Below are 12,417 nucleotides of genomic sequence, written 5' to 3' on the forward strand. Positions count from 1 at the left end.
CACCGCTGGTCGTAGCTTACGCAATCGCCGGCAACATGACACGCGACCTCATGACTGAGCCTGTCGGCAAGGGCAAGGGAGGCAAAGATATCTATCTGGGCGACATCTGGCCAACTTCGCAAGAAGTCGCCAAGCTGATGAAGTTTGCGATGAACGCCAAGGTCTTCAAGGCCAACTACGCCGACGTCAAGGGCGCGCCAGGCAAGCTGTGGGAAGCCATCAAGGGCGTCGCCGGTGGCGAAGTCTACAACTGGCCGAAATCGACTTACATCGCTGAGCCGCCGTTCTTCCAGGACTTCACCATGGTACCGAAGGCAGCCGCGACCGGCATCACCGGCGCGCGCGCACTGGGCGTGTTCGGCGACTCCATCACGACCGACCACATCTCGCCAGCCGGCGCCATCAAGGAATCCAGCTCAGCCGGTAAATGGCTGATCGCCAACGGCGTGCTGAAGGCAGACTTCAACTCCTACGGCTCGCGTCGCGGCAATCACGAAATCATGATGCGCGGTACGTTCGCCAACGTCCGTATCAAAAACCTGATGATTCCGCCGACACCCGACGGCTCGCGGGTTGAAGGCAGCATCACGCTGTTCCAGCCTACCGGCGAAGAAACCTCGATCTATGACGCCGCAATGCAATACATCAAGGATGGCGTGCCAACCATGGTGTTTGCCGGCGAAGAGTACGGTACAGGCTCGTCGCGCGATTGGGCAGCCAAGGGTACGCAACTGCTGGGCGTGAAGGTTGTGTTTGCGCGCTCGTTCGAGCGTATCCACCGCTCCAATCTGGTCGGCATGGGCGTGTTGCCGCTGCAATTCATCGGTACCGACAGCGTGCAAACGCTGGGCATCACCGGCAATGAAACCTTCGACCTGAAGGGCATTGACGGCGAAATCAAGCCACAGCAAGACGCTACCCTGGTAATTCATCGCGCCAATGGCGAAACCAAGGAAGTCAAGGTCCTGCTGCGTATCGACACCCCGATCGAAGTCGATTACTACAAACACGGCGGTATTCTGCCGTTCGTGCTGCGCCAGTTGCTGGCAGCGTGATCATCCGACCGTTTGGCGTCATCTGCTCTGCCGGATGGGGCTAGGCGGTCGGTTGTCAGTCATCTGAATGAAATAACAAGCGCCGGCACTGCCGGCGTTTTGCATTTCTGCGGCCCGCTCGCAGAAATGCACTACAATACAAACTTGCAGTCTTCCTGCCTCAGAGTGGTTGAAACTCTCAGCAAGCGGTCGTGGGCCAGAAGGCAGCGCAGAAAAGCGGAGCATATTTAAATAGACGAATATGTGAGCATCTCAGTTGCCCGCTGATGCATCGGATGCGAATGCGCATCTGCTACGGTCGCGCAGTAAGATATTGACTATGTTGTCAGCCCCCACTCTATCTACCATGCGCCGCCCGTCAAAAAAACCTTCCCGTAAATTTTCTACCGACAGCCACCGCCTGGCCGAACTGGCACAGGTATTGACGCAAGCGTCCAGCCGCCTCGAAGAGCGTTCATGGGAACGCGATATCGAAGTTTTGCTCAACAAGCACTTCAAGGCGCACCATCAGGAACCGATCGATGGCGCGCTGGAACAACTTTTTCCGACCCAACCGGATGCCTACGATGCGCTGATGGATATGGTCGAAGCCTGCAGCGAATCGAGCAGCATCGCGTATCAAGGCAAACAATACGATTGCCTGCTGGTCGGCATACCGCTGTTGGCATGGACGCGTTTCTCGATTGGCTCGGGGCCGATTCCAGCCGATGTGATAGCAACGCTTAGCGCTCATCTGCATGCTCACATCCTGGCGCCGGAAGTATTGACCGCCATCGTGCCGACGCTGTACGCGATCGATCAGCTGCCGCGCAGCCACGCCGATACTTACACATTACTGCAACAACTTGCACATGCCGCGCTCAGCACCGCCCCGGTTCGCAACCCATCCAACCCGCCGCCGACCGCACCGTTTCTGGCCGGCACCCGTTATGTGCTGGCTGCGTTGGTGGTGCCGAGCGGGATGCCGCTGTTCCGCTGGCAACTGGCGCACGGCCACGCCGGCCACATTGCCGCAGACAAGGAACAGGCGCTGGAGCAATGGCGCAGCCAGATGACGCCCAACCTGACGCGCCTGCTACCCGGCTGCGGCATCCAGCTGCTGCTGCCGGAAGCCTACTTTGCCGCCTGCCGCGAAGCCGATCTGCAAATTCGACCGGCATCGCTGCGCGCAGCCAGTTATTACCTGACTCATACCCTGGAAATCGCGTCGAAGGATCTGCACGCCAGCATCGGCCGCTTCAGCGAACAACCAGAGAGCGGCCGCGTCGATGAATACCGCATCGGCTTCTCGCTCGGCCAGACCACCGAAGTGATTTATGGCGTGGTGTGGCCGCTGTATGGACAGGAAGAAGCCAACGAAGATGTTATTTTGCGTAGCGGCAATAGCGATCCCGCCAACGCCGAACCGGAGACGCCACTGGAACAGATCCTGGCCTTGTTGCGCGAGTGCGGCGTCGACGATATCCAGCGGCATGCCGGGCTGTATGCGATGGAATTCTGCGATGATTGCGGCACGCCGCTGTATCCCGATCGCGAAGGCGACCTGGTGCATCCGGAGATGCCGGAGGATGCGCCGACCGGATCAGCGCATTTTCATTGAGTCAACTCGGCTGGCCCGTCAGGCAGCCGAAGCAAACACAGGTAAGGATGATGCGCCGCCGCTCAACGCGCGGCCCATCAACCCTGCGAGACAAGCTTACGAAAGCTTGCAACACACGCTTACGAGACTCGCTTACGAGACTCGCTTACGAGACAGCCCGCAGTATCGGCTGCAACACCACCGCCCCCCAGACGCGCGCTGCGTGCGCCATCCCAACCGGTCTCAAGATCAGGCAAATTGGCATTGTCCTTGAACGGCAACTCCAGCGTCAGCGATACGCATTTGAAGGTATGGCCGATATATTTGGACGCCAGGGTCAGCACATCATCGCTGTACTTGCTGGCCGCATAACCGAATTCGGTCTGAAAATCGGGGCTGGCGCGCTGGAAATCGTCGATGAATTTTTGCTGCTCCAGCACTTGCTGCGGGCTGAAGTCTGACAACATTTCCGAACCGGCCACAAACACATACGGCAACGCTTCATCGCCATGCACATCCAGGAACAGATCGCAGCCGACTTCATGGATCTTGTTGCGCACCGCGAATACTTCTGGACTACGCTCCAGGGATGGCGTCATCCACTCACGGTTCAGGTTCGCACCCGCAGCGTTGGTGCGCAGATTGCCGCGCACCGAGCCGTCCGGATTCATGTTAGGCACGATGTAAAACACCCCCTTCTGCAGCAAGCTGGTCGCCAGCGGATCGGCACGATCCAAGAGCGCATCGACCATACCGTCGGCAAACCATTTCGCCATGGTCTCGCCCGGATGCTGGCGCGCGATGACCCGCACTTTTTTCGGCGCATCCGGGTCGCCAATGATCAGCAGATTCATATCGCGGCCATCAATCGTACTGCCGATATCCTCGACTCGCGCCAACGGCGATTCCTCGGCGCTGCCGAGCAACGCCAGATGACGCTCCCAGGAATACGGCTCGAAGTAGGCGTAATAGACGCTGTCGCGGTCCGGCGTATGCTCGATGGTCATCACCTCGCCGTCAAACCCGGTCGGCACCCGGAACCAGGTCTCGCGGTCATAGCTGGCGACCGCCTGATAGTTTTCCCACCCCTTCGGATAGGTGCTGGCACCGGCATTCAAGAAACGAATCCGGCACGCCTCGTCACGCGCACCCTGCAGACGGAAATAAAACCATTGGGTGAAATCCGCGTGCGAATCGCTACGGATTTTCAATTCGATTTGCTGAGGATCATCGGCGCGCACGACTTCAATCGCTCCGGCGTCAAACTACTGGCTAATTTTGATTGGCATGAGATTATTGTGTGAGGTTCCCTCGGTTTTCCGTCTTCCATCAGACGACTCTTATGCGGCCTGCTTTTCCTGATTCTGCGCACTGATCCAGCGGTTTGAGAACTGGACTGGCGATTTATATCCGAGGTTTGAATGCCGCCGCTTGTGATTATAAAACACCGCGAATTATTCAAAGCTTGCCGCCTTCATCTCGGCACGCGTCGGATAGGGCATACTTTGGTAGCGCTCGTTCTTGAAGCTGTTAAACCAGCTTCCGGTCGGCGAGTGTCCCAGCAATTTTCCTTGCGGCTCATCGAACACGTCATGCCGAACTCGTCCAATTTTTTCTGGTAAGCCAGGCTGGCGTACTGACTCCCCCTGTCAGAGTGATGCAGAACACCCGGCACCGGCGGAACTAGGCCATCTTCAGCGCATCGCTCACCAAATCGGTTGTCATGCGCGGCTTGAGGACCAGCCGATTACTTCTTTCATCCACCGCACACAGGGGGGTAATTATGCCTAATGCCAAGCCTGCCGGCGTGCGCTGCATTTAATTGGACGCGGCCAACCGGTGCCGTATCTTCCATCGCCCAGAGCAATTGACCGCGGTGTAGAATCGGCGGTTTGCATTCCAGATGCATGTCAGAAAAACGAGGAAGAATCCGAATGGGATCAAAGCGATTGAGTCCGAGTAGCGTACTGTCGGTGCTTTTTATGCTGCTCACGATGCTGCTATCTTCTTGCGCGGCGCTGATCGGTCCGCGCGATGTTGAATTTCCGTTATCTAAAATGCATCAGTCGCTGGATAAGCGGCTGCCGTTTTCACAGCGTTACATGACTTTGTTTGACGTCACCGCCAGCCAGGCTAAATTGACCTTGCCGCTTGGGCAGGATCGCTTGTCGATCGATACCGACGTCACCGTGGCGTTGCCGCTGCTGGGCAAGTCGTGGAGTGGCAAGATGCAAATATCAGGCGTGCTGGCACTGGATAATCTGCATAACGCCGTCATTCTGACCGCACCGAGGCTGGGCCAATTGGGGTTCCAGGGTGTCGACAAAAACTATGCCGCGCAAGTCGCGCAGATCGGTAATTTTCTGGCTGCGCAGATGCTCGACAAGGTGCCTTTGTATACCTTCAAGCCGGAAGATCTGCGTTATGCCGGGGTGACGTTCATGCCGACAAAAATCGGCACGAAGCCGGAATCCCTCGTGATAACCTTCGAGCCGGTAAAATAGCCGGCTTGCCCGGTCGGCTATTTTTTAACGCAGCGCTACCTACTGCCGCCATGCCTCGCTTCTGCCTGGCTTGCTGGCGTTTGTAACGCCCGTTGCAACATCGATTTCTCTTTGCCTGTCAATTCTTTTTTTCTTCTTCTTTTTCTTTTTCTTTTTTTACCAGACTACATGGATATTATTCTCGCGCTAAAAGTTCTCATCATGGGCCTGGTCGAGGGCTTTACCGAGTTCCTGCCGATTTCTTCGACCGGCCATTTGATCCTCGCCGGCAGCCTGCTCGATTTCAGCGCCGCTATTACGCGTGAAAAAGCCGAAGTGTTCGACATTGCCATCCAGGCCGGCGCCATTCTCGCGGTTTGCTGGGAATATCGGACCCGCATCGGCGCTGTGCTGCGCGGGCTGCCGCATGATCCCAGGGCCCGCAAGCTGGTCATCAACCTGGCGATTGCTTTCATGCCGGCGGCAATACTCGGGCTGGCCTTCAACCGCATGATCAAGGACCAGCTGTTTGCACCGCTGCCGGTGGCGATTGCATTGATCGTCGGCGGTTTGATCATTCTCTGGGTCGAAAGGCGCAACAAGAATCGCGTCAGCGTGGCACGGATTGAGTCGGTTGACGACATGAGCGCGCTCGATGCACTGAAGATCGGCTTTGCCCAGGCGTTCGCGTTGATCCCAGGTACCAGCCGCTCCGGCGGCGCCATCATCGGCGGCATGCTGTTTGGCTTGTCGCGCAAGGCGGCTACCGAATTTTCTTTTTTCCTGGCGATTCCGACGCTGTTTGCAGCAACCATCTATTCGCTTTATAAGGATCGCGCTTTGTTGTCGGCTGCGGATATTCCGCTGTTCTCGATCGGCACCGTGGCAGCGTTTGTGTTGGCATTCCTGTGCGTGCGCTGGTTGCTGCGCTATATCAGCAGCCATGATTTCACCGTATTTGCCTGGTATCGGATTGTGTTTGGGCTGGTGGTGGTTGTCACCGGTTACATGGGCTGGGTGACCTGGGCGCATTGAGTGGCCCTGGCCGCAAACCCGATTGGTGTTTGTTTTTGATGATCTATTCTTCAATGGGAGAAGGTTGTGGCAAGTGTATGTTCCGCTGGTACCGATATCGGGTTTGCGTCGCTCGATTATCTGCAAGTCGCGATTCTCGGCGTGATTCAAGGGATTTCCGAGCTATTGCCGATTTCTTCCACCGCGCACATGCGCATCGTGCCGGCATTGCTCGGCTGGCATGATCCCGGCTCGGCATTTTCCGCCGCGATGCAACTGGTGGCACTTGCCGCCGTGGTCAGTTATTTCTGGCGCGATGTGCGCGCTGTTACGGTTGGCAGCATCACTGCCGTGCGTCAGCGCGATTTCAGCAGCCCATCGTTCCGCCTTGGCGTGGCGATCATCCTGGCGACGATTCCAATCGGGATTGCCGGGCTGTCGCTGTCCCACGTCCTTAACGCCTGCGGTTCGCCGTTGCGCAGCCTGAGCGTGATCGGCTATGCCTGTATCGGCATGGGCGTGTTGCTGGCGCTGGCTGAAGTCAGTTGCAAGCATCGCCGCACGGTCGGCGACATGCGTCTGCGCGATGCACTGATCGTCGGTCTGGCGCAGGTTGGAGCGTTGATCCCGGGTGTATCGCGTTCCGGTTCCACGCTGACTGCCGCCTTGTTCCTTAATTTTAAGCGCAAAGAAGCGGCGCGTTTTTCTTTCCTGTTAGGCTTGCCTGCTATCGCGCTGGCCGGTTTGAAAGAACTGCTGGTGTTGTTTCATCTGCACATGCCGCTGGAAACCTGGATGCTGTTGATTTTCGGTTTGCTGGTGGCCAGTATTTCTGCCTTTGCCGCGATCTGGGGCTTGATGAAGTTCCTGGAAAAGTTCTCGACATGGCCGTTCATTGTGTACCGCATCGCACTGGGTATTTTCCTGCTGGTCGCAGTCAACAATGGGTTTTTAAGTTAATCAGGCAAGCTCATTCAAGCTGAGCCAAGCAAAGTAAAAGTAAAAGTATTTAATGCCAAATTCAGCACAAGCAACTCCGGCAACTCCGGCCACTCCGGCCACTTCGGCCACTTCGGCCACTTCGGCCACTTCGGCCACTTCGGCCGACCCGCAAGCCTTGCATATCTTGCAGACGATATTCGGCTATCCGTCTTTCCGCGGGCAGCAGGCTGAAATCGTCAGCCACGTGGCCAACGGCGGCGATGCGCTGGTGCTGATGCCGACCGGCGGCGGCAAGTCCCTGTGCTACCAGATCCCAGCCTTGTTACGGGATGGCGTTGGCGTGGTGGTGTCGCCACTGATCGCATTGATGCAGGATCAGGTCGATGCCCTGGCCGAAGTCGGGGTGCGGGCCGCGTTCCTGAATTCCACCCAGACCTATGAAGAAGCGTCGCAGATTGAGCGGCAGGTGCGCAACGGCGAAATTGATCTGGTCTATGTGGCGCCGGAACGCTTGCTGACGCCACGTTGCCTGGAGTTGCTGGCGGCGTCGAAAATCGCTTTGTTTGCCATCGACGAGGCCCATTGCGTATCGCAATGGGGCCATGATTTCCGGCCGGAATACATCAAGTTATCGATCCTGCACGAGCGCTTCCCGCAGGTGCCGCGCATCGCGCTGACCGCCACTGCCGATCAGCAGACCCGCGAGGAAATTGCCGAGCGTTTGCAATTGCAGCAGGGCGCGCGTTTTGTTTCTTCATTCGACCGTCCCAACATCCACTATCAGATTGTCGAAAAAGCCAATGGCCGCAAGCAGTTGCTCGACTTTATTCAAAGCGAGCATGTCGGCGACGCCGGTATCGTCTACTGCCTGTCGCGCAAGAAGGTCGAGGAAACGGCTGAGTTTCTGGCGCAGCAAGGCATCGTCGCACTGCCTTATCACGCCGGCATGGATTACGCGTTGCGTACCAAAAACCAGGGGCGCTTCCTGCGTGAAGACGGTATTGTGATGGTCGCCACCATCGCCTTCGGCATGGGAATCGACAAGCCGGATGTGCGCTTCGTTGCCCATCTGGACTTACCCAAAAGCATAGAGGGTTATTACCAGGAAACCGGCCGTGCCGGTCGCGACGGCGCTCCTGCCAATGCCTGGATGGCATATGGTTTGCAGGATGTGGTGCAGCAGCGCCGCATGATCGACGAATCGGAAGCCGGCGAAGTATTCAAGCGGGTCCAAGGCGTCAAGCTTGATGCCATGTTGGGCCTGTGCGAAACCTTGCATTGCCGCCGGGTGCGCCTGCTGGATTATTTTGGCCAGCGGTCGCAGCGCTGCGGCAATTGCGATACCTGCATGAGCCCGCCGGTTTCGTTTGACGCCACCGTGGTGGTGCAAAAGTTGTTATCCACTATTTATCGTGTCGATCAGCGCTTTGGTGCAATGCATGTGATGGACGTTCTGCGCGGCATCGATTCCGACAAGATGAAGCAATGGCGTCACGATCAGCTCTCCACGTTCGGCATCGGCAGCGACCGCAGCGAGGCTGAGTGGCGCGCCATTCTGCGGCAGTCGATCGCGCTTGGCCTGATCACTGTCGATCACGAATCCTACAGCGCGCTCAAGCTGACCGATGCGGCGCGGCCGGTGCTCAAGGGCGAGCATCCGGTGCAGTTGCGGCAGTACCAGAAACCGGTCAGCCAGAAGCGCAACAGCGGCAAATCCAAGGGTTACGTTGAGACCGATCTGTCGACGCTGGAGCAGGCCATCTTTGAGAAGCTGCGCTGGTGGCGGGTCGAGACTGCACGCAAGCACAATGTGCCAGCCTACGTCATTTTCCACGACGCCACCATGCGCGAAATTGCCAAGGCACAGCCGGCTTCGCTGGACGACTTGCGTGGCGTCAGCGGGGTTGGCGAGAAAAAACTGGAGACGTACGGGGCTGAGATCGTGGCGCTGATTGCTGAGCTGGGGTAGCGGCTGATGGGGTTCAATTGAGGCCCGATCCCCGGTTTCCATGCGCCGCTTCATTCCCGCGAATACGGCAATCCATTGTTACTATACTGCTCTCTAATGTGGATCGCCGCCGTGGCGGGGATGACCCAGCCGCGCCACGGCTACGCCAAATGATGCTTAAGCCGCCGTTCCCAGCGCTGCCATCAATGTTTGTCTGATTTTGGACTCTTGCGGCGCTACCCCAAATCCAACCATCACACCGTGCTCGTCGAAGAAACGGCAGATGGTTCTGTCGCCATCGGTTTCGGTTTCCCAGCGGCCTGCCGCAACCGCATGTTGCGGCGGCGGCACTAGCGCCAGCGGGTAGCTTGGTGTCTTGACGATCACCGGCGAGTCTTTCAGGTCGATTTCGGTATCTTCACCAGTCAGGGTCTTGGCTATGGCACGCGCCGCTGCCAGGATTGGCGCGATATACGGCAGCGGGCTGGTGCGGCCTTGATTATCTATCCGATATTCGGCGCAATCGCCGAGCGCATAAACATCGGCGGCGCTGGTGCGGCCGTGGTTATCGACGATGATGCCGCGTCCGGTTGCCAACTGTGCTGCTTGCGCCAGCGTCAGATCAGGGCGCAGGCCGACTGCCGACAGCACCACATCGGCAACCAGCGCATCGCCATTTGCCAGCGTCACTTTGAACCCGCCTTCGGCGTGCTCGACGCCGGTAGCGGTGGTGCCCAAACGCAGATCGACGCCGTGTGCACTGAGCGCTGCCTGCAAGCCCTGCGATAGTGCCGGCGCCGCCAATGCCGACAGCGGTACGGCGTTAGGATCGATTAATGTGGCATGATGGCCGTGCGTTGCCAGATCGTCCGCGAATTCGCAGCCGATCAGGCCGGCGCCGATGATCGCCACGCGCGCCGAGGCGCGTTGATCCGGCAGCAGCCTGGCGCGGAAAGTGGCGTAGTCGTCAATGTGATTGACCGACAATACCTGATCGCTGGCATCACCCGCCAAGCCAAGCCGGATCGCGCGTGCGCCGACGGCGATCACCAGTTTTGCGTATTCGAACGTGCCGCTACTGGTGTCGACCACCTTGCGGCCAGTGTCGAAGTGCGTGACGCGGGTCTTGGTAAGGATGTTGGCGCCGACCTGCTCAGCCATTTGCACGGCGCTTTGCGATACCAGCTGCGCCGCCAGTTTCTTTTGCGCGAACGCATTCGATAGCATTGGCTTCGAATAGAAGCCTCCATCGTCGGCGGTGATGATGAGCAGCGCGGCGGCCTTGTCCAGCTTGCGCACTTCACGTGCCAGCGAGTAAGCAGCCATGCCGGCGCCGATGATGATGATGGGTTTCATAAGGTCCTGAGGGATGATTGGCAATGATGATAAGGCTGTTGAGCCTGAGGTGAATAATGTCAGGGCCACGCCGCCGCACAATGGCGGCAGCGCGCCTTGAGCGCGATCGCTGCGATAACGGTATTAATCGTATTAATTAATCGTATTAAATTAATATCGCATTAATCGCAGTACAGCCTGCCTACAGTGATTGCGGCGGCCATGATTGCGCTCGAAGTTTTTGCAATGCTTGAGCAGAGTTAGATTTCAACCATTTCAAAATCGGCCTTGGCGACGCCACAGTCAGGGCATTCCCAATCGGCCGGAACGTCTTCCCATTTGGTGCCGGCGGCGATGCCGTCGTCCGGCCAGCCGGCCGCTTCGTCATAAATCAATCCGCATACGATGCATTGGTAAGTCTTCATTTTGCTTCCTTTGTGTGTCAATGTTGAATGTTTGTTTGTTTGTTTGTTTGTTTGTTTGTTTGTTTGCCTGCCCGCGCTTGCCCCACCGGCAGGCGTGATGGTTTATCGCCTGAGCCCGGCTTGCCTTACGCCGTTTTCGCGGCGTTGAGTGTATTCAGTGCATGTTGGTAGTGGTTGGCGTGGCGCTCTTCCACCTTGGTCAGCGCGGCGAAGCGCTTGGCGGCTTTTTCCAGCGCGCGCTTGAAGTTCTCAGCATGCTCTTTGGATTCAGCGATTTGTTCGTCGTACTCGGCGACGGCGGCGTGGTTACCTTCTTCGATCGCCAGATGACGGAATTTCGGGTACATCTCGGTGTATTCGTAGGTTTCGCTTTCGATGGCGATTTCCAGCGACTTGGCCGGTGTCAGTTGCGCCTTCGGATACAGCAGGTCGAGATGGCCGAAAGCGTGCATGACTTCCTGCTCGGCGGTGTCTTCAAATATCTTGGCAACATCGTCGGCACCAGCTTCACGCGCCAGCTTGGCGAAATAACGGTATCTGATATGGGCCATCGATTCGCCGGCAAATGCGGCTTCCAGGTTGGCGATGGTGACTGATTTGTTGCTGTTGTCTTGGTTTGCCATGTTGTTCTCTCTCTAAATAATTGCCGGGAAGGAAATTTTTGCACTTGCTTCAGGACGCATAATAGTTTTTATTAATTGCTTTGGGAAATTGATTATTTTCATTGCCTCGATAGTTTTTCGATTGTTATTTTTTATATTCGAATAGTTTTTTCAAATGGGAAAAATGAATGAAATCACTCTTCACCATGCGAAATTCACATGGTTTGCGGCAACCAGTCTGATAAAATCAAGGACTTTCACTTGTTACACTGGGGACAGACGCATATGGATTCGATGATTGATAAAAAAGAAGAGCTCCGCCAACAATTGCGTCAAGCTGCGCTTGAATATCACGAGTTTCCGACCCCCGGAAAAATCAGCGTAACGCCAACCAAATTATTGACAAACCAGCGCGATCTGGCGCTGGCTTATTCGCCAGGCGTAGCCGCTGCTTGCGAAGAAATCGTCGCTGATCCGGCCAACGCTTTCCGTTACACCGCACGCGGCAACCTGGTTGCCGTCATCACCAACGGTACTGCCGTGCTGGGCCTGGGCAACATCGGGCCGCTGGCATCGAAGCCGGTGATGGAAGGTAAGGGCGTATTGTTCAAGAAATTCGCCGGCATTGACGTTTTCGATATCGAAATCAACGAACACGATCCAGACAAGCTGTGCGACATCATCGCTTCGCTGGAGCCGACCTTCGGCGGCATCAACCTGGAAGACATCAAGGCGCCGGAATGCTTCGAGATCGAACGCAAGCTGCGCGACCGCATGAAGATTCCGGTCTTCCATGATGACCAGCACGGCACCGCGATCATTGTCGGCGCGGCGATCCTGAACGGCCTGAAAGTGGTCGGCAAGGATATCAAGCAGTGCAAGCTGGTGGTATCTGGCGCTGGCGCTGCGGCACTGGCCTGCCTCGATCTGATCGTCGACCTGGGCTTTCCGATTGAAAACATTTTCGTCACTGATCTGGCCGGTGTGGTCTACAAGGGTCGTGTCGAGCTGATGGATCCGGACAAGGAACGTTT

At 57.0% G+C, this 12,417-nt stretch carries 10 protein-coding genes and 2 pseudogenes; 7 read left to right on the forward strand and 5 right to left on the reverse strand.

What is annotated here, in order from left to right:
* Together acnA and ACIQ0R_RS06520 are read left to right on the forward strand one after the other, a co-directional pair.
* A pseudogene (gene acnA, locus ACIQ0R_RS06515) lies at nt 1-1,055 on the forward strand (aconitate hydratase); the annotation flags it as partial.
* Nucleotides 1,056-1,401: 346 nt separating this feature from the next.
* On the forward strand, nt 1,402-2,655 hold the full coding sequence (locus ACIQ0R_RS06520) for a DUF2863 family protein (protein ID WP_395825192.1): 1,254 nt from the start codon (nt 1,402-1,404) through the stop codon (nt 2,653-2,655).
* A 145-nt stretch (nt 2,656-2,800) separates the two neighbouring features.
* Here ACIQ0R_RS06520 and ACIQ0R_RS06525 read toward each other — a convergent pair.
* Both ACIQ0R_RS06525 and ACIQ0R_RS06530 read right to left on the reverse strand, forming a co-directional pair.
* Nucleotides 2,801-3,884, reverse strand: a pseudogene (locus tag ACIQ0R_RS06525) (M14-type cytosolic carboxypeptidase).
* Nucleotides 3,885-3,974: 90 nt separating this feature from the next.
* Nucleotides 3,975-4,082: an IS3 family transposase gene (locus tag ACIQ0R_RS06530; protein WP_395825195.1), complete on the reverse strand. Its 108-nt coding sequence runs from the start codon at nt 4,080-4,082 to the stop codon at nt 3,975-3,977.
* A 546-nt stretch (nt 4,083-4,628) separates the two neighbouring features.
* On the opposite strand from ACIQ0R_RS06530, the gene ACIQ0R_RS06535 reads away from it, so the two are divergent.
* From ACIQ0R_RS06535 to recQ, 4 genes are all read left to right on the forward strand, one after another.
* On the forward strand, nt 4,629-5,138 hold the full coding sequence (locus tag ACIQ0R_RS06535) for a DUF1439 domain-containing protein (RefSeq protein ID WP_395825198.1): 510 nt from the start codon (nt 4,629-4,631) through the stop codon (nt 5,136-5,138).
* 168 nt (nt 5,139-5,306) lie between these two features.
* Nucleotides 5,307-6,152, forward strand: coding sequence for an undecaprenyl-diphosphate phosphatase (locus ACIQ0R_RS06540; RefSeq protein WP_395825201.1), 846 nt, complete (start codon nt 5,307-5,309; stop codon nt 6,150-6,152).
* A gap of 66 nt (nt 6,153-6,218) precedes the next feature.
* Nucleotides 6,219-7,091: an undecaprenyl-diphosphate phosphatase gene (locus ACIQ0R_RS06545; RefSeq protein WP_395825205.1), complete on the forward strand. Its 873-nt coding sequence runs from the start codon at nt 6,219-6,221 to the stop codon at nt 7,089-7,091.
* Between the two features lie 52 nt (nt 7,092-7,143).
* The gene (gene recQ / locus ACIQ0R_RS06550; protein ID WP_395825208.1) at nt 7,144-9,042 is read left to right on the forward strand and encodes a DNA helicase RecQ; all 1,899 of its coding nucleotides are present in this window, start codon (nt 7,144-7,146) and stop codon (nt 9,040-9,042) included.
* 156 nt (nt 9,043-9,198) lie between these two features.
* Here recQ and ACIQ0R_RS06555 read toward each other — a convergent pair whose 3' ends face one another.
* From ACIQ0R_RS06555 to ACIQ0R_RS06565, 3 genes are all read right to left on the reverse strand, one after another.
* Entirely contained in the window at nt 9,199-10,377 is a 1,179-nt protein-coding gene (locus ACIQ0R_RS06555; RefSeq protein WP_395825212.1) for an FAD-dependent oxidoreductase, read from the reverse strand.
* A 239-nt stretch (nt 10,378-10,616) separates the two neighbouring features.
* Nucleotides 10,617-10,781 (reverse strand): rubredoxin, encoded by a 165-nt coding sequence (locus ACIQ0R_RS06560; protein WP_395825215.1) that lies wholly within the window; start codon nt 10,779-10,781, stop codon nt 10,617-10,619.
* 125 nt (nt 10,782-10,906) lie between these two features.
* Nucleotides 10,907-11,404 (reverse strand): rubrerythrin family protein, encoded by a 498-nt coding sequence (locus tag ACIQ0R_RS06565; RefSeq protein WP_395825218.1) that lies wholly within the window; start codon nt 11,402-11,404, stop codon nt 10,907-10,909.
* 264 nt (nt 11,405-11,668) lie between these two features.
* On the opposite strand from ACIQ0R_RS06565, the gene ACIQ0R_RS06570 reads away from it, so the two are divergent.
* Nucleotides 11,669-12,417 (forward strand): malic enzyme-like NAD(P)-binding protein (locus ACIQ0R_RS06570; RefSeq protein ID WP_395825221.1); only part of this gene is annotated, 749 nt, incomplete at its 3' end.

The organism is Collimonas sp., from assembly GCF_044339385.1.
Classification (GTDB): domain Bacteria; phylum Pseudomonadota; class Gammaproteobacteria; order Burkholderiales; family Burkholderiaceae_D; genus Collimonas.